The sequence below is a fragment of the Alicyclobacillus contaminans DSM 17975 genome, assembly GCF_000429525.1.
In the GTDB taxonomy this organism is placed as follows: domain Bacteria; phylum Bacillota; class Bacilli; order Alicyclobacillales; family Alicyclobacillaceae; genus Alicyclobacillus_A; species Alicyclobacillus_A contaminans.
Window position 1 is genome coordinate 1 of record NZ_AUCA01000002.1, and the last position, 25,677, is coordinate 25,677.

Sequence of the window (25,677 nt, forward strand, 5' to 3'; positions counted from 1 at the left end):
CGTTCGCTGGATGTCCCGAAATGCCGATGGCGGGCCAGGCGAAGCTCTTCCAGCAGCAGCTTCACCTGCTTCTTCAACTCCGAGTTTTCCTGCTCCAGGGTTGCGCAGCGCTGTTGCAGAGATTCAATTTGGTCGATGGTCACCGTCACTGTGTTTTCCATGGTAAAGAGATTTCGACACAGCGGCCGAAATCTCTTTACCATGGAAAACACAGTGACGGTGACCATCGACCAAATTGAATCTCTGCAACAGCGCTGCGCAACCCTGGAGCAGGAAAACTCGGAGTTGAACTCCAGGGTTGCGCAGCGCTGTTGCAGAGATTCAATTTGGTCGATGGTCACCGTCACTGTGTTTTCCATGGTACATGATTGGATTCTTGGGGGATCATCTCGCAGAAGAGGGCCTGGCGCTAGGTGTGCGCTATTTGACGCTCACGGTGCACAGATCAAGCACCACATCATCGACGACCACATTGTGAACGTCGTCATACAAGGGGAGTTGTGTTAATGAGGAGAGCGGTGTTGCGGTACGTCGAAGAATATGACCGTTGGTTTGCGAATGTTGGGAAGCAGATGACTGCCCTGCACTGCGGCGAGGGCTTTCAGCTTCACATGGGGCGCCGAAAGGTAGACTGCCGAATCGAGATGGGGCGGACATGGTACGTCATCATGGGCGATGTTCCACTCGCGCTTATGAAGAACAAAACGTACTTGATCTCCATCAACATCTAGTCAGTTCAACAATGCGGGCAGGGGGGCGACCTCCTTCCCGCCATTATTGACAATGAACCCATCATTTCCGGGACAACTTACACCGTCAGATTTCGGATGCTATGCTCCGGCAGTAACAGATGGAACAGGCGACACCAGCGTGATAATGCGTCGATGTCATTTTTTACGGCTATACTCAAAGTGAGAATACTTCGAGGAGGCTCGCCGATGAGCGAACGAAAACCTAATCGGCTCATACACGAGAAGAGTCCATATCTGCTTCAGCACGCGTACAACCCGGTCGACTGGTATCCGTGGTCTCCGGAAGCGTTTCATAAGGCCAAACGTGAGAGTAAGCCAGTCTTTTTGTCAATCGGCTATTCGTAGCCCTGCGGGGCTACGAATATGCGTTTATTTTACCAAATACTGATGGGGCAATTTATCGACTTGTCACTGGTGTCACGTGATGAAACAGGAGTCGTTTGAAGACGAAGAAGTAGCTCGCGTGTTGAATGAACACTTCGTGGCCGTCAAGGTGGACCGCGAAGAGCGGCCGGACATTGACCACATCTACATGACGGTCTGTCAGGCGCTGACCGGGCAGGGGGGCTGGCCGCTCACCATTGTGATGACGCCGGAGCAGCGGCCGTTCTTCGCGGGGACCTATTTCCCAAAGGAGCGGCGTTATGGTCGTATGGGATTGCTCGAGATTTTGCGCACCATTCACGCGCGCTGGACGGCCGATCCCGACGGAATCACGGCGGCGAGCCTGCAAATTCTGGCCCAACTGAAACCCGCGATGGAGAGCACGATGGAGGGGGATCCCGACGACAACTGGCTGGATGCGGCGTATGCCGGGTTTGTTGAAGCGCTCGACGAGACGTTTGGCGGATTTGGCGATGCGCCGAAGTTTCCCACGCCGCACAACCTGATGTTCCTGCTCCGCTATGGCCACGCTCGCCAAGAGAAGCACGCCCTCGAGATGGTCGAACGGACGGTCCGGGCGATGTACCGAGGCGGTATATATGACCACGTGGGATTCGGCTTTGCCCGCTACGCGACGGACAGGGAGTGGCTGGTTCCCCACTTTGAAAAGATGCTGTACGACAACGCCTTGATGGCCATGGTGTGCACGGAACTGTACCAGATCACGCAGTCGAGAACCTACCGGCAACTCGCGGAAGACATTTTCACATACGTCTTGCGCGAGATGACCGATTCGGAAGGGGCATTTTACTCGGCACAGGATGCCGATTCTGAAGGAGAAGAGGGGAAATTCTACCTGTGGACGCCCGACGAAATTGTGGAAGTCCTGGGTGAAGCGTTGGGACAGCGGTATTGTCGATACTACGACATTACTGAGGAAGGCAACTTTGAAGGCAGGAACATCCCCAACCGGATTGCAATCTCACATGAGTCGTTCTGCCAGGCTGAAGGGATAGATCCGTCGGCCTGGGCCGACGAGGTGCGGCGGGCAAACGAGAAGCTGTACAACCACCGGACATTGCGGGTTCATCCGCATCGAGACGACAAAGTGCTGACCGGTTGGAATGGATTGATGATTGCGGCGCTGGCAAAGGCGGGAGCGGCATTTGGCGAACCGAAATACGTGGATGCGGCAAAGCGAGCGCATGCATTCATTCAGAGTCGGCTGCGGACCCGAGAAGGGCGATTGCTGGCACGGTACCGAGATGGGGATGCCGCCCATCTTGCATACCTCGACGACTACGCGTTTCTCACCTGGGCCTGCATCGAGTTATACGAAAGCACATATGAGCCGTTGTATTTGGAACGGGCTCTCGAATTGCAGGAAGATGCCTTCCAATGGTTTTGGGACGACGAGAATGGTGGATTCTACTTTTACGGCCGGGATGCGGAAGCATTGATTGCCAGACCGAAAGAAATCTACGATGGCGCCACACCATCCGGAAATTCGGTGGCTGCGTACAATTTGGTGAGATTGGCCAGATTGACGGGCCGGACCCATTACGAAGACTTCGCCAGTCGCCTCTTTTCCGCGTTTGCGGCGCAGGTCGGGCACTTTCCGATGGGGCACACGATGTTTCTCATGGCGTATCAGTTTGCAACGGGCGGAGCGCGAGAGATTGTGGTGGCGGATGCCGGAGACGGCCGTGCGCGGCAGCTATTGACCGCGCTGCAGCGCACCTTTTTGCCGAATGCAGTGGTGATACATCGTCCGACGACGGGGCCGGCGCTGAAAACCATGGTCCAACTGGCTCCATTCCTGGAATCGCAGAGGCCCATCGCGGACCGGACGGCGACCTATCTCTGCGAATACTTTGCGTGCGATCGGCCGATGGTGGATGTAACGGAGGCGCTGACACGAATCTGCACACCCGTTGATGGGGGGCAGTGAATCAGCTTTTCAAATACTTCCTTCCGAAATGGAAATGGACACGCTGCAATGGAGCGGTCGTGACGAGCGGGCGTCATCACGGATTGCTGACCGCTCCTTGCCATTGGAACCACAACTCCGGAACCTGCGGCAATTTCTACTAGAAGTCCGAGCCGGAGTCTAGTAGTATGGACATAGGTCGGCTGGCTTTGTTCCGGCGCGACGCACTGCCTTGGCGAAGCCGGTGAATGCGCGTGCAGCGATTTGCCCCTCTCTGTGCCATCATGCTATCGGAACTTTTGCAATTTGTCATGGAGTGCGTAAAACGCCGTTCAGGCAAGGGTTGTTTGACTGCCACCTTCGGCAGCAGCTTGAGTGTTGACCGTGTGTTATCGATGAAGGAGGCGTCGAAGTGAAAGGAAAGAAGTGGCTGATGGCCGCACTCGCAATGGGGGTGCTCACGCCCGCAGGCGTTGGAGCCGTGACCCCGACCTACGTGTACGCGGCCATGCCGACACTGCAGTTGGGAGATACGGGCGCGAGCGTGAAGACATTGCAGACAGCGCTCAATGCGAAAGGATATTCGTGTGGCACGCCGGATGGCGTTTTTGGAAAAGCGACGCAAAGTGCTGTGGAATCGTTTCAGAAGGATCATCACCTCACAGTGGATGGAGTGGTGGGACCGGCGACGTGGAGCGCGCTGGGATTGAGCGGATCGTCCACGGGGAGCGGCGGATCCACGTCCGGCAGCAGCGGATCACCCGGACAGAGAGACCTGCACAGCACGCAAATCTGGATGAACGGAAAACAGGTGAACAGTCCGATGGCGTTCGTCTGGAACAACACGACGTACATCCCCATCTGGTACGTGGAGCAGGCCCTCGCAACCATCAACATTCAGTCCACCTGGGACGGGACCCACTGGAACCTCAAACTGCCGCAAGGGATGACGGCCAATTTCAGCAATCCGCCCATTGATGTGGGGACCGGTTCCCTGCAGATTGAAATCAATGGAAAACTGGTCAAGCGGGTGGATGGCATTGTATACAAAGATCCGGCGACCGGCTATAAGACAACGACCACGTATATGCCGATTTGGTATGTGATGAACGAATTGCAACGAGTCGGCGTTGTGGAACCGACCGACTGGGATGGAACGAATTGGTATATGGCACAGCAGTCGACGCTGTTCACCGTGTACAACGCAAACGGAACCAAGGTGAAAGATTACTACAGCAAGTCAGACGCGCAGGCGGCTGCTTCCACGGTGCCGGGCGCGGTAGTCAAAGACGGTTATGGAAACGTGGTGTACAAAGTTCCGGATTATCGCGCGTTCAGCGGCCCCGGACAGGTCGTTGGCGATTATACCTCTCAGCAGGCTGCGGCGGCGTCCATTCAAAACCAGCCTCAGGGATATGTGGTGGATGCATTGGCGAATATCGTCGTGCAGTATCCGGCCAACTACTATTATCTGAACGGAGACCAGTGGACAAGCAGTCAATCTGGCCCCACCGGTACGGCGGCGCCGACCTTCGCCACAACGGGTGAGAAATACCTCCTGGTGAACGGAAAGTACTACCTGTTGGTGACCACCGATGGTCATTACAGCGGGAAACTGGTGAGCACCAACAGTTCGGAGAACCCGTATCAGAATGTGGACCTCCGGTTCCCGGCGCCGTCGAGCGTGACCGCTTCGGTGATTGACCAGTGGTTGACCAGTCATTCATCGCCCCTGGCCGGACTTGGCGCTTCCTTCATTCGCGCGCAGAACTCATACGGCGTGGATGCCACCTATCTGGTCAGTCACGCCATCATCGAGACAGCCTGGGGGACGAGCTCCATCTATCAGGCGAAAAACAACCTGTTTGGATTTGGAGCTTATGACAGCAATCCCGCGGATTACGCCGGAACGTTTCCGTCCTCCGACTACGCGATTCAATATGAAGCGTACTTCGTCCGGAATGATTATCTCGAGCCAGGATCAATGTACTATGTGACTCCGACCTTGGACGGAATGAACCAGCATTACGCCACAGACCCGAATTGGTCTTCCGGGATTGCCAATGTGATGCAGCAATTTGTGACGGAAACGGGTGGGAAGGCGAGTGATTATCCGCAATACCCGCAGAACGTGCAGCCTCCCGTCAGTGCGGGAAAGGGGGAACCCATCTACCGGATGAACCACGCGACTGCGACGGTGTCCAGCAGTGCCATCGGCCAGTTGGGCGTGTTCAGTGATCCCGGAACCGGCTCCTCCAACATGTTCCCGGGTACGCAACAGGTGAGCGGCAGCTACAACATCAGCTCGGCGGTGAAAAAGATCCAAAGCCTGGTCGGCACGACGGCGGATGGTATATACGGCCCGATGACGAAGCAGGCGGTGGCCACGTGGCAGAGCCAGCATGACCTGAGTGCGACCGGTGTCGTCGATGCGACCACCTGGAACACCATGTTCCCCGCCAACAACTATTTGCCGAACGGCACCAAACTCGTGGTGGACAGCATGGAACAGGGGTATCTCGCGAACTCCATTGTGACGGAATGGTGTCACGTGACGGCGAGCAACGGCGTGTCCGGATGGGTGGACGAAAACTATCTCACGTTTACCAATGTGTATCGCGCACAGGTGAAAGGAGGATACGATGCCACGGTATACGCCGGGGATTCACGCAGCAGCAGCCACTTGGATTCCGTGCACGTGGGGGATTACGTGGTGACCAATACACCGTCTCCGGATGGCGCAGGGATGATTCCTATTCTTTGGGTGAACCAGCAGACGGGTCAGCAGATGACTGCGTATTTGGACGGACAGGTCGTCCAATTGAGCAAACTGCCAGCGCCGACATCGTATCGAAAGTGATGGATGGCGGTGATGTGAGAAGGGCGGGCTGTGCGAAGGCACGGCCCGCCCGTTTTACGAGATGAGGCTCAGCGAAATGAGAGAAAGGTGGAGCAGAGAAAGCCCACAAACATCAGTGCCCCGAATCGGAGCAACAAAACGGAGATGCCCTTCATCGCCGGGTGCAGTTGCTTCGGCTCCGTATACCGGTAGTACTGCTTCACCACGTATGCGGCCGTCGGCACCGTCAGCAGAACCAGCAGTTCCCACGCGGTCAGCACGCCCAGGATGACGAGGACGAGCACAATCAGATAGGTGATGGCGAACACCGTCGCGAACAGAATTCGCCCTGCGTCGCGACCCAGCAAAATCACCAAGGTCCGCCGGCCGCCGGCTCTGTCCTGTTCCATATCACGGATGTTGTTTCCGAGCAGCAGCGCGCCAATCAACAGTCCGATGGGGATTGACGTGATGAACGCGTCACCCGTAATTTTCCCCGTTTCCACGTAGTAGGCGAGCAACACAATGACCGGTCCCATGGCGACGGCCGCAGCCAACTCGCCGAACGGCGTGTAGGCCAACGGCACGGGGCCGCCCGAATAGCAGTAGGCGACGCAGAGACACAATATGCCCACCACCGCCACCCACCACGACGTTGCTGCACAGATGTACACGCCGAGCAGTACGGCCAAGGCGACGAACAACCAAGCGAGTCGCAACACGACTTTCGGGTGAACGCCATCGCGCACGATGGTCCCCGCGATGCCGACCATGTTGTGATCATCCAACCCCCGACGATAGTCGTAGTACTCGTTGAACATGTTCGTCGCGCTCTGAATCAAAATCGAGGCCAACAAGAAGCAGATAAATAAGGACGGCCGAAACTGGTTTTCCGACACGGCAAGCCCTGTGCCAATAAGCACGGGTACCAAGGAAGCCGTCAACGTGAATGGGCGCAGCAGGCGCCACCAGACTGAGAATTGACTGCGGAGAGTCACAATCGAAGCCTCCCCCACCTGTTAGTCTACCATCCTTCGATATTATCAAACGGGGGGCGGCCAGACAATGCGCAGGAATTGGTTAACTTTCGGGTGCCTATGGAGTTTGCTATACTGGATCTGGTTTGTGGTAGACAACCTGCTCGAGGGAACGCATAGATGGATAGACGGAGGCGTAGGACAGACATGTTGGACTGGAAAATTGTGAAACCGTATCAGGATATCATTTACGAAAAGGCGGAGGGCATCGCGCGTATCACCATCAATCGCCCGGAAGTACACAACGCCTTCCGCCCGGAAACGGTAAAGGAAATGATTGATGCGTTCAACCACGTGCGAGATGACGCAGAAACGGGTGTGGTTCTGCTGACGGGAAAGGGGGACAAGGCATTCTGCTCCGGGGGAGACCAGCGCGTGCGCGGAAACGGCGGCTATGTCGGCGAGGACGACCACGTGCCGCGCCTGAATGTCCTGGACCTGCAGCGACAAATCCGCGCACTGCCGAAACCGGTCATTGCCGTGGTGGCTGGGTACGCCATCGGCGGCGGACATGTGCTGCATCTGGTCTGCGATCTCACCATCGCGGCGGACAATGCCCGTTTCGGGCAGACGGGGCCGAAGGTCGGCAGCTTTGATGCCGGTTATGGTGCAACGCTGTTGGCGCGGACGGTGGGACATAAGAAAGCCAAGGAAATCTGGTACCTGTGCCGCCAGTATTCCGCGCAGGAAGCATTGGAAATGGGATTGGTCAACACCGTGGTGCCCCTGGACAAGCTGGAGGAAACCTCCATTCAATGGGCGCGTGAAATTTTGGAAAAGAGCCCGATTGCCATTCGCTTCTTGAAAATGGCGTTCAATGCGGACACGGACGGTCTGGCTGGTCTGCAGATGTTGGCGGGAGATGCCACGATGCTGTACTACATGACGGATGAAGCACGGGAAGGGAAGAACGCGTTTCTCGAGAAACGCAAACCGGACTTCAGCAAGTTCCCGCGGCTGCCCTGACCGGATTGCAAGCGGCGCCCCTCCTGTACAGGTGGGGCGGTTGGTTTTTTATTGGCGGGAGGTGTGAGGATGGAAGCGAATCCAATCCTGCCCATTTTGCCCGATTGGCTGTCGAAACGGGCAGCCGACCATCCAAATGTGGTGGCCATTGAGGCGCCGGACGGAGCGTTCACCTATTCGGAGTTGTTGCAAGTGGCTCGGCGGTTGGCGGGCGTCCTGCGGGAGTCCGGTGTTCAGCCGGGTGAACCCGTGGCGCTGTTGTGCCGCAGAGGCCTGTGGTTCACGGTTGGCCTGCACGGGGTGATGCAGGCGGACGCCATCGCGGTTCCATTGAACCTGCGGTTGACCCCTTCGGAATTGGCCTGGCAGCTTCGGGATGCGGGCGCCCGGGTTGTGATTCACGACGAAGACAGCGCCTCGCTGACGCACGCCGTCGAACGGGAACTGGGGTTCCATGTGACCGCGGTGGCTCTGCCACAGGCGGTGGTGGATGGGACCGCAGGATCTCAGGCGGGGCGTGCGCACATTGCGTTGGAGCAACCGCTGGCCATCATGTATACCTCCGGTACAACCGGGCATCCCAAAGGGGCCGTCATCACCCATGGGAATCAGTGGTGGTCGGCCATGAACAGCGCGCTCCTGTTCGGGGTTCACCGCGGAGACCGGTGGTTGGCGCCGATGCCGCTGTTCCACATGGGCGGTCTATCCGTGCTGATGCGCAGTCTCATCTACGGGACGACGGCGGTGGTTCACAATGGTTTTGATGCTGCGGCAGTCAATGCCGCGCTGGACAGGGGATCGATTCACCTTCTGTCTGTGGTGCCGGTGATGCTTCAACGCATGTTGGCGGACAGACAGCGGCCGTATCCAGCGTCGTTGCGGGCGGTTTTGCTGGGAGGCAGCGCGGCCACCCGCGCCCTGTTGGAGCGATGCCAGGCTCTGAGGGTTCCTGTTTCCCAGTCGTACGGGTTGACCGAAGCCAATTCACAGGTGACGACGCTGCGAGCGGAGGATGGCTTGCGAAAGCTCGGATCGTCTGGAAAACCGCTGACGGTCACGGAGGTGGCCGTGTGGGTCGAGGGGCGGCCGGTCGAAGCCAATCAGGTGGGCGAGATTGTGCTGCGTGGCCCCACGGTCATACCGGGGTATTGGAATCGGCCCGAGGCCACGGCGGCCGCGTTTCGCGATGGATGGTTTCAGACTGGGGACATCGGGTATCTGGATGAGGAAGGGTATCTGTACGTCCTGGATCGGCGGACGGACCTGATTGTCTCCGGAGGAGAAAATGTATATCCGGCCGAAATCGAGAGCGTTTTGTCGACACACCCAGCGGTATTGGACGTGGGGGTAACCGGTCAACCGCACCCGGAGTGGGGACACGTGCCGGTGGCCTTCGTGCATGCGGCCGGAGAAGACATACACCTGGCCGAAGCGTTGGAACGGCATTGCCGGGAGAGATTGGCTGGATACAAGGTGCCGAAGGCGTTTTACTTTGTTGACGCGCTGCCGCGGAACGCCTCCGGAAAGTTGATGCGAAGGAAGTTGCGCGAATGGCTGGACAGCAAGTGATGGAACAACAGAATCCGACCGCGAAAACGGTGATTGACCGGCTGCGGGAAGCGGCGCACTGTGCGCTGAATACCGCCCAGCATCCGCATTGCGGCTGGATTGTCACCGCGTCGTTTCAACGCGCGGTGTCGCGCGAGCGGCTGCGGCAGCTGGCCGGTGCGGATCCGGAAGACAGTGAACGCATGTACTGGGCGTTGCCCGGTGCTTCCGCTGCATATTTGGCATTGGGACGGGCGCTGGTGATCACAGGCGCTGGATCCGGACGGGTGGAAGGGCTGCGTCGGCAGATGGACGCGTACGCCATCCATTCCGCCGATGCTGCGGACGTTCGGCAAGCCGCAGCCGATGTGCGCTGGTTCGGGGGGATGTCGTTTGCTCCGAAGCGGCCATCGCAAATGTGGGAAGGGTGGCCTGAAGCGAAGTTCGTGCTCCCCCACATCGTAGTGGAATGGCAAGGTCAGGACACCGCGCGGGTGGTTGCAACCGTTGCCATTCACACGGCGGACGAACTGGAGACGCAGTTGGAGGGCGTTCGCCGAGAGCTGCGGTGGCTCGAACGGGGGGCAGCGGCGTCCGGAATCCATGGGAGGAAAGAACCCGTGCCTCCGTGTCGACCGATGGCGGAGGCCGCTTGGTGTGCGCAGGTGTCGAGCAGTGCGGCCGAGATTCGCAGCGGGCAATACGAAAAAGTGGTCTTAGCTCGGTATGAGGCGGTGCATGGCATACACCGGCCGCTGGCCGATGTATTGGCGGAGCTCGAAGGCAAGTATCCCGACAGTCAGGTGTTCGCCGTCTGGCACAGTGGACAGTGCTTTCTCGGGGCGAGCCCCGAGCGGCTGGTCTCGGTGTCCGGGGAGACGGTCGATGTGGACTGTTTGGCCGGTACGGAGGCGCGCGGCCGCACTGCCGACGAGGATGAACACTTGGCAGCACAGTTGTTGGAGAGTGCCAAGAATCGCCTGGAACACGAGGTGGTTCGGGCGTGGATTGTGGAACAGTTGCAAACCGCAGATGTCCTGGATCTCACTTGGCCACCGACACCGCAGGTGAAGCGCCTGGCCAACGTGCAGCACTTGCATACGCCCATCCGGGGACGACGGCGGGAGCAGCAGTCGGTGCTCGATTTGGTGGACGAGCTTCATCCCACGCCTGCCGTGGCCGGTCGGCCACGCGAGAAGGCGCTCGCTGTGATTGCCGAGCGCGAGTCTTTGGAACGCGGTTGGTACGCGGGCCCCGTGGGGTGGATGAACGGCCGTGGCGAAGGTCAATTCGCGGTCGCGCTGCGCAGCGCTTTGGTGCGGGGCGACACGGCGTACGTGTTCGCAGGCGCCGGCATCATGGGGGATTCAAATCCAGCCCTTGAGTGGGAGGAGACGTGGATGAAAATGCGGGCGGTTCGAACTGCGCTGCTGCCGCTCGAAGGGAGGTACAGCCCGTGACGGAAAACGACGGCTTGTACGTTGTCACCGCGTTTGTGGAAGCGCTCCGGCGGGCGGGCGTTCGGCATGTGTGCATCTCACCCGGATCGAGGTCCACGCCGCTCACCATGGCGGTGGCTCGGCACGGCGGCTTTCAACTGTGGACGTTGCTCGATGAGCGATCCGCGGCGTACTTTGCACTGGGACTGGCGCGGTCGAGCGGCAGCCCGACGGTGCTCATCTGCACGTCCGGCACGGCCACGGCCAACTATTTTCCGGCCGTGATGGAAGCGCGGCAGTCGGAGGTGCCGCTCATTCTCATCACGGCGGATCGGCCGCCGGAACTGCACGACGTGGGCAGCAACCAGACCGTTCGTCAAGCGTTCATGTACAGCGATTACGCCAAATGGTCGGTGGAGATGCCCGTCCCCGTGCCGGAACCCGGATTGGTTCGCCACGCACGCGCCACCGCGTGGCGCGCCGTGGTCCAAGCTTCCTCGGCACCACGGGGACCCGTGCACATCAACTGGCCGTTCCGCGAACCGCTCGTGCCGCCTCGGGAGGTTCCCGCTTGGGCAGCCGACGTTGGTCCCGAGGAAGGCCTGCTGCAATCCTGGCACGCGGCGGACTTGCAGCCCAGCCGGCCGGCCGTGCTCCAGGTGGCGTCCTTGGTGCGGAAGGCACAGCGGGGGCTTATCATCTGCGGCCCGCAGGATAGCGAGGAGGCTGCCGATGCACTGTTGGCCTTGGCCGATGCCCTGCAGTGGCCAATCTTGGCTGATCCGTTGTCGCAATTGCGGGGTGCCCCATCGTCGACCGAACTGGTGATGGACACGTACGACCTGTTTCTGCGTACGGACCGGATCAAGCAAGCGCATCATCCGGATGTCGTGCTGCGGTTTGGGCGCACGCCAACTTCGAAGGCGCTCGGGCAGTTCCTGTCGCAATGTGGTGACGCGATGCAGGTGGTCATCTCCCCCAATACACAATGGGTCGATCCGTTCCTGACCGCGACGCATCTCGTGCATGCGGATCCGGCCGCCTTTTGCCACGTCCTGCTGGGTGAGGTGGAGCGTGGACAAAGATCCGCGTGGACGGAACAGTGGATGCGACTGAATGAAACCGCCCGGAACGTCGTCGCAGAGTGGGCGGAGAAGCCGGCATGGAACGAGGGGCGCCTGTTTGTGGAACTGTCTCGGAACCTGCCCGACGGGACGCTGTTGTTTGCTGGCAACAGCATGCCGGTCCGCGACATGGACGACTTTTTCCTCCGCCAGACGCGGCGGCTGCGCACCCTGTCGAACCGAGGGGTGAGCGGCATCGATGGAGTGGTTTCGACAGCGCTCGGCGCCGCGGCGGCGCACGAGGGGCCGACGGTGCTGGTCATCGGTGACGTTTCGTTCTACCACGATCTCAACGGGCTGTTGGCGGCCAAGCAGCATGCGCTGGATGTGCTGGTCCTTTTGGTCAACAATGACGGCGGCGGCATCTTTTCGTTTTTGCCTCAGGCGGCCCATGCGGACACGTTCCCGTACTTTCGAACGGCGCACGGTTTAGCCTTCGAACCGGTGGTGGAGATGTACGGCGGCGTCTATTGTCAGGTTCGGGATTGGACGTCGTTCTCCACGGCGTTTGCGGACCTGTGGGCGTTATCGGGGCTGCGCGTGCTGGAACTGAGGACAGATGGTGATGATAACGTACGATGGCACCAGGCGTTGATGGCCGCCGTGGATGCGGCGTTGGCGGGGGTGGAGCGATGGAACGAGTGATTTCCGTCGAGGACCGCGAGTGGTATGTGGTGATCCAAACGCCGGACCATTCCACAGACACGCTGCCGCTCCTCCTGCTGCACGGTTTCACCGGAAGCGGTGCGGTTTGGCAAACGGTAGTGGGCCAATTGGCCCAGGTGCGGCCCTGTATCACGGTGGACATCACCGGACACGGGCGGTCTTCCGCGCCGTGGGACGTGTCGGCGTATCGCATGCCAGTGGTAGCTCGAGATGTGCTTTCCGTCATGTCCGAGTTGGGGTGGGCGCGCTTTCACCTATTGGGCTACTCCATGGGCGGACGGCTCGCGCTGTTCATTGCACAGGACGCGCCGAATCGGGTGGCCAGCCTGTGCTTGGAAAGCGCATCTCCGGGGTTGGACGCAGAGGAGGAGCGCATCCGCCGTCAGGCCGCCGATGAACGCTTGGCCGATGCCATTGAAGCGGACGGAGTGCCGGCGTTTGTGGCCCGGTGGGAGCAATTACCGCTGTTTGAAACGCAGTCGAGGTTGCCGGCGGATGTTCTCGAACGGCAGCGAGAGATCCGTTTACAGCAGCGGTCGCATGGTCTGGCAAATAGTCTTCGCGGCATGGGAACGGGCGTTCAGCCGAGTTTATGGGATTCGTTGTCACGTCTCACGATGCCGGTTCTGCTGGTCACCGGCGCACTCGATGCCAAGTTCTGTGATATCGCGGATCGAATGGCCCAACGAATCCCCGACGTTCGGCGGCAGGTTGTCTCGAATGCCGGTCACACGGTTCATCTGGAGCGACCGGACGAATATGTTGAGGTGGTTGCTTCATTTTTGTCCAATACGCCGTAAGGAGGCTGCTCCATGGGTGCGCGGTGGTCCTTGCGTTTGGCCGGTACAGCGATGATATGCGTGGCAGTGGCATTGAGCGGGTGTGGCTCGCCCGCGCAAACCACCATGGCAGTGAACGAAGTGGGGAAAGGCACGTCGGCAGAGGGACGAACTGCCCCCAGCTTTGATTTGCCCAAGTTGACCGGAAGCGGCACGGTCTCGCTGGATGACCTGCTGAAGCTGCGGCAGCCGCTGGTCATCAATGTGTTTGCGTCCTGGTGCGGACCTTGCAATGACGAAGCTCCGGTGTTGAACGCCTTGTCCCATCAGTATCGTGGCCGCGTGACCTTTGTCGGTGTGGATTTCTCCCAAACGGAGATGAGTCAATCGGGTCCGGAGCGGTTTGTGCGAGACCATCGCATTTCGTATCTGACATTGGTAGATCCGCACGGTCAATTCGTGGACGCTTACGGCGTCATTGCTCCACCCACCACCTTCATCATCTCCTCCTCTGGCGCCGTCGTGGTCGCGCACGTCGGCGCCGTCACGAGATCAGAACTGCAGCAGATGTTGGATCAAGTCCTGAAACACAGCGGATGAGACCGTTCGCCCGGTGTTGGGGCGGCCGGTTGGTAGGGGCTCATGATTGTGTCTGATGAACCGTCACCGTTCCTTGGCCCGTCGTGATGGTGGGTGCGCTGGCCTTGGCATCCACGTCGAATTCGTCCCACATGCCTCCGGCTGCGTGACCGGGTATCCCGCAGACCATCGCGTACTGTCCCGCTTTATCTGCCACGAAGGAAAATGAGTAAGGTTGGTTCTCGGGGACACCCGCTTGAAATTTGTCCGCCGGTCCGGTGGAACCGCGAAATGCGGGGGTGAACGATCCGTTCGGGGATTCCCGCTCCGAGAATGGGACAAACCCAACACTGTGGGCGGTGGTCTGCTGATTGGTATACGTCACTTTGAGCGTCCAGCCCACGGGCACCGTGATCTTGAGGGCGCCTTTGCTGTATCCGTTGAAGTTCATGGGATTGTCTCCATTGTTCGAGGTAATGCTGAGATCCAGGGTTTTTGGCGCCTTGTCCAGCGCGTACCAGGCGGCGGTTTGCGGTGCCGTACTCGACGTAGTGTTGGTCTCGGTCACAGCCACGGAGGTCTGAATTTTGGGGTTGGCTGACAGCTGGCGATGGGTTACGTCATTCGGGAGAAAGATGTACCCAATGACCCAGAGTATGATGGCCAATACGCCTCCGCAACTGACGATGAGGGCACCCAGTGGAGAAATTTTCATGGCTCATCCTCCCGTGTTCAACAGGGTTTTGAGAGATAAGAGGCTGAATATTCCGTGAGTTTTCGGACTGATATGCCGAGCCGTGAGCTGGGCAGTACCAGTATAGCGTTTTCTCCGTCCGTTGGGAATTGGCTGTCCGGCGCGCTTGTTCTGTGAACCGTGCTTCTCGTGGGTTCACACCTGCAGTTCATGCAGACGCTGGCCGTGTCTTTTCAACCACTCCCGGCAGACCCGGTAATCCGGAAGGGTTCGTTCCACGTGGTTCCAGAAGCGCGACGAATGGTTCATTTCCAGACGGTGGCAGAGTTCGTGAACGACGACGTAGTCGATGACGGTTGGCGGTGCCTGAATCAACCGCCAATTGAGCTGGATGCTGCCCTGGCTGCTGCAGCTGCCCCAGCGTGTTCGCTGGTTCCCGATGCGCACTCTGAGATAGGTGACGCCGATGACCGTGCGCCATCGCTCCAATCGCTGCAGAAAGTCCCGGCGTGCCATCATTCGATACCAGCGGAACAATGCCGTGTGAATGTCTGATTCTGCAGGGCTCGCCTTGGGGCCGGACACGTGAAACGCGCCATCCTCGAGCGTGCACGTCCAACGGCGTTGGTTCGGCTGGTGATGGTAACGGCAAGGGTATGCCTTGCCGTGAAACAGGTACGATCGCTCATGCCATGGGCGGTCGGAGACGGTCTCCACTTTCGCCAACTGCTGCCGAATCCATGCTTCCCGCGACTTCAGGATGCGTTGCAGCACGACCTCCGGCAGGTCGGCCGGCACGAGCACACGGACAACACCGCGCTCGACGGTCAATGTGACGGTCTTCTTTCGGCGGGGACTGCGTACGATTTGCACACGTTCGGGAAACGGGACTGCCACGGTCCTATTCCTCCTCAAGCCATGAGACTGCCTCCATATGATATACTGGATGCCTGGTCTCTGGTAGACCGGTAGCGTCGGTTGGAATCGTCTTGGGTTTGGAGGTATCCGGCGTTGCTACATATGAATTCTTGGAGTCATGCCGTTGCGGTGCTGGTCGTGGTGCTGGTGGGCGGGCTCATCGTGGGAAGGCTGACGGAAAAGCCGCGCATTCCCGATGTGGCGGCGTATCTGCTGTTGGGCATTCTGCTCGGACCGGCCGTCCTCAACTGGATTTCGGAGCCGACCGGCACGGAGGTCAACCAGTTCGTTCTGAATGTGGGCGCAACCTTGATTTTGTTTGAAGGAGGCCGTGCCGTGCGCATGGCGATTTTGCGCCAGGTGTGGTTGAGCATCGGCTTGCTGGCCACGTTGGGGGTTCTCGTATCCGCTTTCGTGGTCGGTTTGTTTGCCCATTTCCTGTTGGGCACGTCCTGGCTTGTGTCCCTGCTGGTAGGCAGTGTGATTGCATCCACAGATCCGGCGACGCTCATTCCGGTGTTTCAGCGCGTTCCCATCGAACCGAGACTTCAACAAACCGTGGAATCAGAATCCGCGTTCAACGATGCGACCGCCTCCGTGCTGGTGTTCACGCTCATCCGTCTCGTCACCTCCGGCGCGAGTCTGCCCTGGTACCAGCCCGTTTGGTCGTTCGTGTCGTCTGCCGTGATGGGCCTTGTGGTGGGTTTCGTTTTCGGGTTGGCAGCCCTGTGGTTGGTGTCGAAACAGGGGCTCGGTGTGTTTCACGAGTACGGATCCATCGTCATGTTGACGCTGGCGCTCGGCGCGTTCACGGTCGCCGATATGGTGCATGCCAGCGGGATGATGGCCGCTTTTACGGCCGGCGTCGTTGCTGGGAACGGCTCGACGTTCGGCTGGCCCTTGGCGCGGCAGACCGAGGCCAACATTCATCACACCGGCAATGCGGTGACGCTGATCTTTCGCATGTTGATCTTCGTCCTGCTCGGCACGCAAGTGGATTTTCACCTGGTGTATCGCTATCTGTGGGTGGGGCTGCTGTTGGTGGCCATCCTGATGTTTGTGGCACGTCCATCGTCCGTGCTATCGTCCGTCTTGGTGGATCGGCGGGCGCGGTGGTCGGCCCGGGAAGTGATGTTCATGTTCTGGGTGCGCGAGACCGGCGTGATTCCCGCCGCATTGGCGGGCATGATGGCCGCTTCGGAGGTTGAGGGCGCCGATATTGTCGGAGCCATTACATTCCTGGCCATTCTGGCCACCATTTTGGTGCAGGCCACAACCACACCATGGGTGGCGCAGCGCCTGGGTCTGAACGTGGACGCACCAGTGGAGGAGATCTGAGAGAGTGTATCCATCAAAACAGCCAATCGACAACGGTTCGATTGGCTGTTTTGCAGTTCGTGGTCAGGCGTTTTGCGCCTCGAATCGGCCATACTGTCCGCGATAATACAACAAGGGCTGCCCATCCGGGTGAACGGACGTGGCTTCGACTTCGCCGACGAAGACGAGGTGGTCCCCACCGTCCCATTCATGCCGTACGCTGCATTCCACATGGGCCAGCGCGTCTTCCAACAGGGGAACGCCCAGTTGACCCAATTGGTAGGCGACGCCGGAAAATTTGTCTCCGCTTTTCGATGCGAACTGATTCGACAAGTGAGCCTGTGCATCACTCAAGATATTCACAGCGAACACCCGGCTGCGCTGCAGCATGGGAATCAGGGTGGATCGTTTGTCAATGCATATCAACACATACGGGGGTTGGAGAGATAATGAACAAAAAGCCGACACCGTGATTCCGCCGAGCTTTTCTGCATCGGTGGTTGTGACCACGGTCACGCCGCTGGCAAACCGGCCCAACGCCTGCCGGAAATCGTCTGCACTCACTGGCACAGCGGGAGCCTCCTCTCGTGCGTCATAGACAACAGCTGCTGAACCGTGAAGATGATTCCACAGCTGCACCTTCTGTATTGTATCAAAGCGCAACCCAAAGCGGAATCAAAGGCTAGGGCGCACAGCGGTGTGAAAGGACCGACAGCCGAGAAGCTCGGCTGTCGGCTGAACGGCGGCACTGGGGGCGAATTATGCGCGCGACGTTCGCATGGTGGTGACGCCTTCGGGAGAGAGGTGAACGTCGGCGCCGGTGAGGCGTCGAACCTCGTCCACCGTATGCCCCTCGGCCACTTCCCGAAGCAAGAAGCCCTGCGGTGTGATGTCGAGCACGGCGTAATCCGTGATCACCCTGTGCACTACCCGCTTGCCGGTCAACGGCAATTGACATTGCTTCAGCAGCTTGGGTTCGCCCTGTTTGTTCACGTGTTCCATGGTGACAATGACCCGCTTCGCTCCGTGCACGAGGTCCATGGCACCACCCATGCCTTTCACCATTTTTCCTGGAATCATCCAATTGGCCAGGTCCCCTTGTTCGGAGACCTCCATGGCACCGAGGATCGCCACGTCGATGTGACCGCCGCGAATCATGGCAAAGGACTCGGCGCTATCGAAGTAGCAGGCGCCCGGCAAAACAGTCACCGTCTCTTTGCCAGCATTGATGAGGTCGGGATCTTCCTCTCCTTCATAGGGGTAGGGGCCGGTTCCCAGCAATCCGTTCTCCGAATGGAGAATGACGGTGATGGAGTCCGGAAGGTGGTTCGCAACCAGGGTGGGCATACCGATGCCCAAATTCACGTAATGCCCGTCTTGAATCTCGAGGGCAGCCCGTTGGACAATCTGATCACGTGTGAGAGGCAAGGTCAATCTCTCCTTTCGCGAGATAGAAACCGAAGATGCACTCCATGTGTCACTCCGCAGCTGGGCGCGGACGCGTGGTTCGCCGTTCGATGCGCTTCTGATAGCAGGCGCCGACGACAATGCGCTGCACGTAAATGCTCGGTGTGTGAATGATGTGCGGATCGAGCTCGCCGGGCTCCACCAGTTCCTCCACTTCGACAATGGTCACGCGCCCCGCCGTTGCCATGATGGGATTAAAATTCTGCGCCGTCTTTCGGTATACGACATTGCCGAGTGTGTCTGCCTTCCACCCTTTAATCAGCGCAAAGTCGCCCCGAATGGGCAGTTCCAACACGTACTCACGCCCGTCGATGACCCGCGTTTCCTTGCCTTCCGCCACGACGGTACCCACGCCCGCTGGCGTGTAGAAGCCGCCAATACCGGCTCCGCCGGCGCGAATTCGTTCCGCGAGGGTGCCCTGCGGCACCAGTTCCACCTCCAGTTCGCCGTTCAGGAATTGACGCTCGAAGGTCTTGTTTTCGCCAACGTACGAGGACACCATTTTGCGAATTTGCCGAGTTTGGAGCAGGAGTCCGAGTCCCCAGTCATCCACACCGCAATTGTTGCTGACACAGGTCAAATCTTTCGTCCCTTGGTCGCGCAGCGCGAGAATCAAGTGTTCCGGAATGCCAACCAATCCAAATCCCCCGACCAATAGGGTCGCTCCGTCGGGGATGTCTCGCACCGCCTCCGCAGCGGATGTAAAAACTTTATTCACATTCAACCCCTCCCGTCTGGCTGCAGTACAGCACGTCGTACTTTCATTACCGCATACCAGCCGACCATTTTGCAAGCGGTTTCGTACTCTATGAATTCTAGGAATCTTTGATTGCCGAATTGGGAAGGTATCTTTATAATTAGACTAGCGTGTTCATTATTCCGAACTCTGTGGCGCTCAGAGGCGGGGGACTTCGCAAATCTTGGGGCGAATCGGCACACGGGACCACTGAACCGTCGGCCGTAGGGAACGACAGCCCTTTTTCCCGAGCCCGTCAACTAACCTCGCAGGAAACAAAGGGGCTTTGTGCGTGAAACGTTGGTTTCGATGGATGACGGCATCCGCGATGGCCGCCATGGCTGCGATGCCGGCCACGGCTTTTGCATCCGAGGCGCCGTCGTCAGTGCACCTGGCCACGAAGGCAGCCGCCTCCACCAAAACCTACGTGGTTCAGCGGGGGGACAGCCTGTGGTCGATTGCACAGCGGTTCCACACCACGGTGAGCACACTGGAACAGTTGAATCACCTCTCTTCATCTTCTGTACTTCGGGTTGGACAACGCCTGGCCGTTCCGGGAAGCACCCAGACGAGCAGCCGCTCTGGGGGCGGGCTGTTGGACACCGCTCTCGCGGAAAAGGGGCAGGCCATCGCGTCCTATGCGAGGCAATTCGTCGGTGTACCGTATCAGTGGGCGGGATCTTCACCGCGTGGATTTGACTGCTCCGGGTTGGTCGCGTACGTCTATGGGCACTTCGGAATGAACCTTCCGCATTCCAGCTACAGCATGTATGGAATGGGACAAGCGGTTTCGTCCGCCAATCTGGCACCCGGTGACCTGGTATTCTTCAATACAAACGGTCCAGGGGCATCGCATGTGGGTATTTTCCTTGGAGGAAATCAGTTCATCAGCGCGCAGGGGAGCGGAGTTCAGTTGGCCTCTCTGTCCGACAGTTACTGGAGAGGACATTATGTCGGAGCGCGGGATTTATTACACTGATTCACTGGATATTCGGAGGGTACCCATGCAAAAAGGGCGCAGACGCGCCCTTTTTACATGAAACATAAGCATCGGCCAAATATACCGCGTATCACGCAGTCGATTAGGCAAGTGCATGGATGGAAACGTAGCCAATGGTACCACTGACAATCATCACTGCGGCCAGCACCGCAATCCGTTCGCCAATGCGCCATATCCTCTCAAAATGAGCCATCGGATTGATTTTGTCTGGGGTCTGCATTGTACTCACCTTCTTATGCCACTTCCTCATCCACAACCATCCGCCCTTGCTTGGCACCAGTGTACCACGTGGCGCCTGGCGCGCAACCTCATAGGGAAGCGGTATTGTGAAGCTTCTGTCACGGTTTCATCGAATTTTCAAACGATCTGTCGAAACGTCACCTCACTGCGGGACCGTCAGGAAAGGGCCGACGCTGGCACCTTCCTGACACCGCCATCACTTGAGTGGAGAGCGTTTGCCACGGTCACCGATGCGTTCAGCATCCTCACCGTCGGCCGTCCGCGGAGGGATGGTGGTTTCATGGTTGCCGCGGATGTCGTATTTGTGCAGCATGTGCACGGCATCTGCGCGAAACCTGTGCGCATCGAAGTGACGAAATGCATAGCCCGGCGTACGCGGTGATGTTTTCATCGCCATCCCCCCAACTCAGTCTCGGTTCCCTGAAAGATGCCGGATGGCAGCCGAATCCAGTATTCGGTGCCAGCTTGGCGATGGCGAAGAGGCGGTCGACCTGCGTCGCCGCCCCGTTCGCGGTAAGGCTGAACTGACGTATTGTCGCAACCACACCCCTTGCCGATGAAGACATCAGAAGGTTTGCGTCACCATCACACATCAGCCTCCTTACACTGACTACGATGCCCCAGACGCCGAGCCGTTATACCCCGGCGTGGACGGAGGCCGGGAAATCATCGTTGGCAACACGAAATTATTTTTGGCGCAGCGACATCGTTCGACACCTTTCTGTCGCTCAACGTGTTATTGTGTTGACATTCGACATGCAACTACACCAGAAAGGGAGATGCTGCACATGGTCGATTATCGGAATCGGCCGGACGAAAGTCCGCTGGTATGGTGTCCGCACTGTGGGCTGTTGGTAAACGCTTCTTCGGTCAAGCGGAGGATGCGCACCGTGTTTCACTTATCAGCAAGCGGCGTTTTTCCGTATGGCGTGTGTGCTGCTCATCAGAAACCGGGAGGATTCGTCCGGCCGTTCAGTTGACGCGGATAGGTGTTGCCTGCTACTCCAAATCGTCCGGGTTGTCCACGGGAACGCAGCGTGTCTGCTGCGATGGCAAAGAATCTGTATCGACTCGTCCTTCATACCGAAAATCATCCGGACTGTCCACGTCAACCAAGGAACTCACGGGGGCAGTCTGCTTTGTTTTTCTTGGCGAAGCCTCTGGTTTGCCGAGTTTGGGCGCCTGTTTGGGCGTGGTGCGAACGGATGGTGGTTCAACAAACGGAATATCGGTCACGGCGAACACTCCTCGCAATCATGAAATCTGAGCATCTCTAGTGTTCGCGAACGCGCTCGATACCATGTACACAACGCATGAGCAGACGGTCACCGAACGCGTTCCCGCAGACCGGCCGAAACCGTGCACTACAGTAAAAAACTCGTACAAGCCCCAGATGGGACATCGCACGAGTTGAAATCATTGTCTGGTGCGGTCGAGAGGACTTGAACCTCCACGAGCTTGCGCCCACAAGAACCTGAATCTTGCGCGTCTGCCAATTCCGCCACGACCGCATATTCGGTTGCGCTGTTCAGCAGCGACATTGGCTATTGTACAAGCTTCCTCGTGATCATGCAAGTGGAAAATCGAACCAAAGTCGGGCGCGCACGAAGGGATTCCCGTCGAGCACCGACGTGCACAACAAAAATCCCTCCGCCGTCGGCGAAGGGATTTTACTATGTATGCAATTGGTGCGGTCGAGAGGACTTGAACCTCCACGAGCTTGCGCCCACAAGAACCTGAATCTTGCGCGTCTGCCAATTCCGCCACGACCGCGTATTGAAGCGACGAGACACATTATAGCGTGGATCCTGGTATTGTGCAAGGGGGTGTGCAAAGAATCCTTCCCTCGCCGCATAGACCCGGATGGTGTGATAGACTGAAAGCATACGTTGGATGCGGCAGCAGGACGGGCGATGCGATGCAGAAGTGAAGCCCGGTGAAGGAGTGACGGGGCAGCGTGAGAATGACGAAGATGCATGCGCTGGGCAATTGTTATCTGTACGTCAGTGAGTTTGAGGAAGATTTGTCGGGCATTTCGCTGCCGAGTCTTGCGATGGCGGTGAGTGATGTGCGGAAGGGGATAGGCTCGGACGGGCTCATCCTCATTGGACCCTCTGCCCATGCGGAGGTTCGGATGCGCATTTTTAACGCCGATGGATCGGAAGCGGAGAATTGCGGAAACGGGCTGCGTTGCGTGGCGAAGTACGCGTACGAACGCGGATATGTGCAATCTCAAACGTTCCGGATTGAGGTGCAGACCGGTGTGGTCGAGGCCGAGGTGCATGTGGGAGCCGACGGGCGGGTGAATTCGGTCACCGTGGACATGGGGGTGCCCCGGTTTGGCCCGGCGGCCGTGGACTATCAAGGTCCCGCCCACGAAGGGGAACGGGTTGAGATTACAATTGGTGACGAAACTTTTCGCGGACTGCCGGTATCGATGGGGAACCCGCACTTGGTGCTGCCCGTGGCGTCCGCGGAGGAGGTGCCGGTGGACGTCTTTGGCCCCCAGTTGGAAAGGCATCGGTATTTTCCGAACCGGGTGAATGTGGAATTCGTCAGTCCGAGAAATCGAAAGGAACTGGTGTTTCGCGTGTGGGAACGCGGATCCGGCATCACCTTCGCGTGCGGCACGGGAGCGTGCGCCAGTGTGGCGGCCGGCGTTCGAGAAGGCTGGCTGGATAGACGGGTACGCGTCCACTTGCTCGGTGGAGACCTGGATATTGAGATGGCGGATGACGGCCGTGTATTGATGACGGGGGAGGCCGTCGAGGTATTTACGGGCGAATATCACTTGCCGCTCAGCCTGCGGGCCTGACCGCGCGCAGCAGCAACAGCGCAAAAAAGCACAGCACTGCGACGGAGATGGCGATGGCAAGGGCACCGACAGCGAGCACAAACCAGGTGATGACCGAGCCTCCGAGGAGCAATCCCAAGCCTCCCAGCCGACGGCGGTGGAAAATCGCGTTGTATGCGACAGCCTGGATGCAGACGCTGTAGGCAACCACGGCGGTGGTGAGACTGGCGCCCAGACGCGGCGCCACCGGCCAGCAGGCGTAAGCCGCCGCCAAGGGCGCGGTGAGCGGAAGCAGTTGCGTGTGGAGATTGAGCAGCCGCAACCGTTGGCCGCGGCATTTGAAAACGTTCAAGACGAGCACATGGTGAACCAGTGTGTAGAGCCGAAGCAGGCCGTAGCAGGCGGGACCGGACGCGAGCCACCCCACCGCGAGGGCAATGCCAAACCAGATGGCCGCTTGTGGGTGTGGTGAGGATAAGCGGTGGAACTCGAACCGTATGGCGTGAATGTGGTGCATCAGAACTGCGGTGGCGGTGATCACACCGGCCCAGAGACTGGTCCAAACCGCCCGGACTGTCGCCGTTTCGAGGGAACTGTCAAATGCGGCAGCTTCGCCGAATCGGTCCAGTGGAACCAGGCGGCTGAGCAGCGTCCAGTAGCTCCAGAAGGGATGGGCCAAGTGTCGTCAACTCCTTTTGAAACCGCTGTACTTGCATTATACATCGTCAACTGAGGGACGCGGGATGCGTCGGATGGTCACCCTGTTCGGATTGGAACACCTACGGAAAGGGATGGAGCGACATGGAAACCACGGCGATTCGCGAGGCGCCACCCATTCGCCCGGCCGCGTCGTTGATTTTGGTTCGGGACGGCCGGTTTGGACTGGAGGCGCTCATTCTCAAACGATCCGCGTCCATGCGTTTCTTGCCGGGACACCTGGCGTATCCCGGCGGCGCTTTGGATGCCGAAGACTGGGCGGCGGGTCCCGATTGGTGGCGGGGACGCGTGCGCGGACGGCAGCAATCGGACGACGAAGTGTACGCAAGGGCGGCTTTGCGCGAATGCGCGGAGGAAATCGGTTGGCTGTGCGGGGTGGATTGCGAGTCGGGCGTGTACGCGCTCCGGGACGATGAGCAGCGTGCTCTGCTGTCCGGGGATGCGACGCTGAGGGGCCTGGTGAGCGCCCATGCGTGGCGCATGAACGCCGAGGCCCTGAAATTTGTTGGCCGGTGGGTGACCCCACCACACATGCCAAAACGGTTCGATACGCGTTTTTTCATCTTTGCCATCCAGGGCGAAGGACCGGAACCTCGTCTGCACGAGTCGGAACACGAATGGGTTCGCTGGGAACGTCCGTCCGTTTTGTTGTCCGGCATTGAGTCGGGAGAATACCGAGCCGCCATCCCGACCGTCGCCGTACTGCGCGCATTGAACGCCTGTACGACTGCGGCAGAGAGCGCGAATTCGCTATCCGTACCGGGCCCCGCTGCCAGGTAGTCTCCACTCGTTTGACAGGCGCAGCATGACAGCTAGGGAGACACGGGGTTGTGCGACGGCGCCGTGTAGACCATGTGGCCTGCCGTGTGCCAGGTTCGTTCAATCTGTCGCTGTGCCAACAGATGTTCAATATGCGCCTGAACCGTGCGCCGTGCCACCCACGTGGCAGCTTCGGGTATGCTGTTGCCGTACAAGAGGAAGACCAACTCGTTCAGGGTTCGCGGTGATTGGCGTATCAATGCCGCAATCTCCGCTTCGCGCCGCTGACGCCGAAGGAGAAGTTCCCGGGCTGCCGTTTCTGCATCTTGCGCAATGCGTCCGTGGCCCGCGCCGACGATGCGGCAACCGCTGTTCGCAATGGCTTCCAACGCGGCATAGTAGTGCGCCATATGGCCATCGGGCGGTCCCACCCAGACGGAACCATCGCCGGAAAGGTGGTCTCCCACCAACAGCACGTCGTCATTTGGAATGTGAAGATGGATGTGGCCGTGCGTGTGGCCGGGATGATGCTGGATCGCCACGCGCAGGGTGCCCAAATGATATGCGTCGGGTACGGGCTGGATGTGAACATCTGGCAAAGATGTCCGTAGATTCGCGAGATCGAGCGCGTGAATCTGGATGGGTGCCGGAAAATGGCGTCGCAGCAACGGAAATCCTTGCGTGTGGTCGCGATGGTAATGGGTGGCGATCAGGGCGTGGACCCGGAGAACGCCGAGTTGTCGCAGAACACTGGCTAATTCTTCAATGATTGCCGGATCGTCGCTGCCGACATCCACCACCAGAGCTTCTTCTCCCTGGTGAATCACGTAGGTGTTTGTTTCATAGGAAGGCGGTAGGGTGGGGGTTGGCAGGGCAACCCGAAGCACGTGTTCTGTGAGTCTTTCGATGGCGATGGCCACAGCGGCATCCCTCCTATGTTCAGATGCGGATGATGGATGGTTCTATCGTACATCACTTTCCGACGTGCGACA

At 58.9% G+C, this 25,677-nt stretch carries 26 protein-coding genes, 2 tRNA genes and 1 riboswitch; of the genes, 14 read left to right on the plus strand and 14 right to left on the minus strand.

The genetic code is table 11. The features are described from left to right. On the minus strand, window positions 1-359 hold a 359-nt coding region (locus G463_RS18025), incomplete at its 3' end, for a coiled-coil domain-containing protein (RefSeq protein WP_483756921.1). Window positions 360-506: 147 nt separating this feature from the next. On the opposite strand from G463_RS18025, the gene G463_RS0101260 reads away from it, so the two are divergent. From G463_RS0101260 to G463_RS21470, 4 genes are all read left to right on the plus strand, one after another. Continuing rightward, the gene (locus G463_RS0101260) at window positions 507-731 is read left to right on the plus strand and encodes a DUF5348 domain-containing protein (protein WP_035485069.1); all 225 of its coding nucleotides are present in this window, start codon (window positions 507-509) and stop codon (window positions 729-731) included. Window positions 732-938: 207 nt separating this feature from the next. Beyond that, window positions 939-1,097: a DUF255 domain-containing protein gene (locus tag G463_RS23905; RefSeq protein ID WP_342663808.1), complete on the plus strand. Its 159-nt coding sequence runs from the start codon at window positions 939-941 to the stop codon at window positions 1,095-1,097. A gap of 79 nt (window positions 1,098-1,176) precedes the next feature. Further along, complete coding sequence (locus G463_RS18030; RefSeq protein WP_051321772.1) at window positions 1,177-3,087, plus strand: DUF255 domain-containing protein; 1,911 nt, start codon at window positions 1,177-1,179, stop codon at window positions 3,085-3,087. A gap of 391 nt (window positions 3,088-3,478) precedes the next feature. Then, window positions 3,479-5,926: a peptidoglycan-binding protein gene (locus tag G463_RS21470; protein WP_051321773.1), complete on the plus strand. Its 2,448-nt coding sequence runs from the start codon at window positions 3,479-3,481 to the stop codon at window positions 5,924-5,926. A 68-nt stretch (window positions 5,927-5,994) separates the two neighbouring features. On the opposite strand, the gene G463_RS0101280 is transcribed toward G463_RS21470, so the two are convergent. Beyond that, the gene (locus G463_RS0101280) at window positions 5,995-6,903 is read right to left on the minus strand and encodes a 1,4-dihydroxy-2-naphthoate polyprenyltransferase (protein ID WP_084171129.1); all 909 of its coding nucleotides are present in this window, start codon (window positions 6,901-6,903) and stop codon (window positions 5,995-5,997) included. Between the two features lie 186 nt (window positions 6,904-7,089). On the opposite strand from G463_RS0101280, the gene menB reads away from it, so the two are divergent. The 6 genes from menB to G463_RS18050 all read left to right on the plus strand — a co-directional run bounded on the left by menB (window position 7,090) and on the right by G463_RS18050 (window position 14,064). Then, window positions 7,090-7,908: a 1,4-dihydroxy-2-naphthoyl-CoA synthase gene (menB, locus tag G463_RS0101285; RefSeq protein WP_026973757.1), complete on the plus strand. Its 819-nt coding sequence runs from the start codon at window positions 7,090-7,092 to the stop codon at window positions 7,906-7,908. Window positions 7,909-7,977: 69 nt separating this feature from the next. Next, window positions 7,978-9,477 carry an o-succinylbenzoate--CoA ligase gene (gene menE / locus G463_RS0101290; protein ID WP_035485072.1) on the plus strand — a complete coding sequence of 500 codons (1,500 nt, stop codon included), beginning with the start codon at window positions 7,978-7,980 and terminating at the stop codon, window positions 9,475-9,477. After that, window positions 9,459-10,916, plus strand: coding sequence for an isochorismate synthase (locus G463_RS21475; protein WP_051321775.1), 1,458 nt, complete (start codon window positions 9,459-9,461; stop codon window positions 10,914-10,916). The genes menE and G463_RS21475 overlap by 19 nt, the downstream gene beginning before the upstream one ends. Beyond that, window positions 10,913-12,664, plus strand: a complete 1,752-nt coding sequence (gene menD / locus G463_RS18045; RefSeq protein ID WP_035485075.1) for a 2-succinyl-5-enolpyruvyl-6-hydroxy-3-cyclohexene-1-carboxylic-acid synthase — start codon at window positions 10,913-10,915, stop codon at window positions 12,662-12,664. Before G463_RS21475 ends, menD begins: the two co-directional genes overlap by 4 nt. After that, complete coding sequence (menH, locus tag G463_RS0101305; RefSeq protein WP_084171115.1) at window positions 12,652-13,485, plus strand: 2-succinyl-6-hydroxy-2,4-cyclohexadiene-1-carboxylate synthase; 834 nt, start codon at window positions 12,652-12,654, stop codon at window positions 13,483-13,485. The genes menD and menH overlap by 13 nt, the downstream gene beginning before the upstream one ends. A 12-nt stretch (window positions 13,486-13,497) precedes the next feature. Further along, window positions 13,498-14,064, plus strand: coding sequence for a TlpA family protein disulfide reductase (locus G463_RS18050; protein ID WP_051321776.1), 567 nt, complete (start codon window positions 13,498-13,500; stop codon window positions 14,062-14,064). A 40-nt stretch (window positions 14,065-14,104) separates the two neighbouring features. On the opposite strand, the gene G463_RS0101315 is transcribed toward G463_RS18050, so the two are convergent. Beyond that, window positions 14,105-14,758, minus strand: a complete 654-nt coding sequence (locus tag G463_RS0101315; protein WP_026973760.1) for a sulfocyanin-like copper-binding protein — start codon at window positions 14,756-14,758, stop codon at window positions 14,105-14,107. A gap of 174 nt (window positions 14,759-14,932) precedes the next feature. Further along, on the minus strand, window positions 14,933-15,634 hold the full coding sequence (locus G463_RS0101320; RefSeq protein ID WP_026973761.1) for a M48 family metallopeptidase: 702 nt from the start codon (window positions 15,632-15,634) through the stop codon (window positions 14,933-14,935). Between the two features lie 123 nt (window positions 15,635-15,757). Here G463_RS0101320 and G463_RS0101325 point away from each other — a divergent pair, with 123 nt between their 5' ends. Next, entirely contained in the window at window positions 15,758-16,993 is a 1,236-nt protein-coding gene (locus G463_RS0101325) for a cation:proton antiporter (protein WP_026973762.1), read from the plus strand. A 63-nt stretch (window positions 16,994-17,056) separates the two neighbouring features. Here the strand turns inward: G463_RS0101325 and G463_RS0101330 are convergent, their stop codons facing one another. From G463_RS0101330 to G463_RS0101340, 3 genes are all read right to left on the minus strand, one after another. Then, entirely contained in the window at window positions 17,057-17,542 is a 486-nt protein-coding gene (locus tag G463_RS0101330; protein ID WP_026973763.1) for a flavin reductase family protein, read from the minus strand. Window positions 17,543-17,731: 189 nt separating this feature from the next. Next, a complete protein-coding gene (locus G463_RS0101335) occupies window positions 17,732-18,400 on the minus strand; it encodes a CoA transferase subunit B (protein ID WP_026973764.1) in 669 nt (222 codons plus the stop codon). Between the two features lie 49 nt (window positions 18,401-18,449). After that, window positions 18,450-19,157: a CoA transferase subunit A gene (locus G463_RS0101340; RefSeq protein WP_026973765.1), complete on the minus strand. Its 708-nt coding sequence runs from the start codon at window positions 19,155-19,157 to the stop codon at window positions 18,450-18,452. A gap of 149 nt (window positions 19,158-19,306) precedes the next feature. Then, window positions 19,307-19,465, plus strand: a riboswitch (cyclic di-AMP (ydaO/yuaA leader). Between the two features lie 2 nt (window positions 19,466-19,467). Between G463_RS0101340 and G463_RS18055 the strand changes: the two genes are divergently transcribed. Further along, window positions 19,468-20,154 carry a C40 family peptidase gene (locus tag G463_RS18055; RefSeq protein WP_051321777.1) on the plus strand — a complete coding sequence of 229 codons (687 nt, stop codon included), beginning with the start codon at window positions 19,468-19,470 and terminating at the stop codon, window positions 20,152-20,154. 103 nt (window positions 20,155-20,257) lie between these two features. Here the strand turns inward: G463_RS18055 and G463_RS22680 are convergent, their stop codons facing one another. From G463_RS22680 to G463_RS0101370, 5 genes are all read right to left on the minus strand, one after another. Then, entirely contained in the window at window positions 20,258-20,395 is a 138-nt protein-coding gene (locus tag G463_RS22680; RefSeq protein ID WP_156900042.1) for a hypothetical protein, read from the minus strand. A gap of 216 nt (window positions 20,396-20,611) precedes the next feature. Beyond that, window positions 20,612-20,806, minus strand: a complete 195-nt coding sequence (locus G463_RS0101355) for an RNA-binding protein (RefSeq protein ID WP_026973766.1) — start codon at window positions 20,804-20,806, stop codon at window positions 20,612-20,614. A 608-nt stretch (window positions 20,807-21,414) separates the two neighbouring features. Then, window positions 21,415-21,651 (minus strand): hypothetical protein, encoded by a 237-nt coding sequence (locus tag G463_RS0101360; protein ID WP_026973767.1) that lies wholly within the window; start codon window positions 21,649-21,651, stop codon window positions 21,415-21,417. Window positions 21,652-21,839: 188 nt separating this feature from the next. Further along, a tRNA-Leu gene (locus tag G463_RS0101365) sits at window positions 21,840-21,926 on the minus strand. A 175-nt stretch (window positions 21,927-22,101) separates the two neighbouring features. Then, window positions 22,102-22,188, minus strand: a tRNA-Leu gene (locus tag G463_RS0101370). A 190-nt stretch (window positions 22,189-22,378) separates the two neighbouring features. On the opposite strand from G463_RS0101370, the gene dapF reads away from it, so the two are divergent. After that, the gene (gene dapF, locus G463_RS0101375; RefSeq protein WP_245575654.1) at window positions 22,379-23,230 is read left to right on the plus strand and encodes a diaminopimelate epimerase; all 852 of its coding nucleotides are present in this window, start codon (window positions 22,379-22,381) and stop codon (window positions 23,228-23,230) included. Here the strand turns inward: dapF and G463_RS0101380 are convergent. Then, on the minus strand, window positions 23,214-23,888 hold the full coding sequence (locus G463_RS0101380; protein ID WP_026973769.1) for a hypothetical protein: 675 nt from the start codon (window positions 23,886-23,888) through the stop codon (window positions 23,214-23,216). The two genes, dapF and G463_RS0101380, sit on opposite strands and share 17 nt — an antisense overlap. A 122-nt stretch (window positions 23,889-24,010) precedes the next feature. On the opposite strand from G463_RS0101380, the gene G463_RS0101385 reads away from it, so the two are divergent. Next, entirely contained in the window at window positions 24,011-24,706 is a 696-nt protein-coding gene (locus G463_RS0101385; RefSeq protein ID WP_026973770.1) for an NUDIX hydrolase, read from the plus strand. 32 nt (window positions 24,707-24,738) lie between these two features. Here the strand turns inward: G463_RS0101385 and G463_RS18060 are convergent, their stop codons facing one another. Further along, complete coding sequence (locus G463_RS18060) at window positions 24,739-25,605, minus strand: MBL fold metallo-hydrolase (protein ID WP_051321778.1); 867 nt, start codon at window positions 25,603-25,605, stop codon at window positions 24,739-24,741. Between the last annotated feature and the right edge of the window lie 72 nt (window positions 25,606-25,677).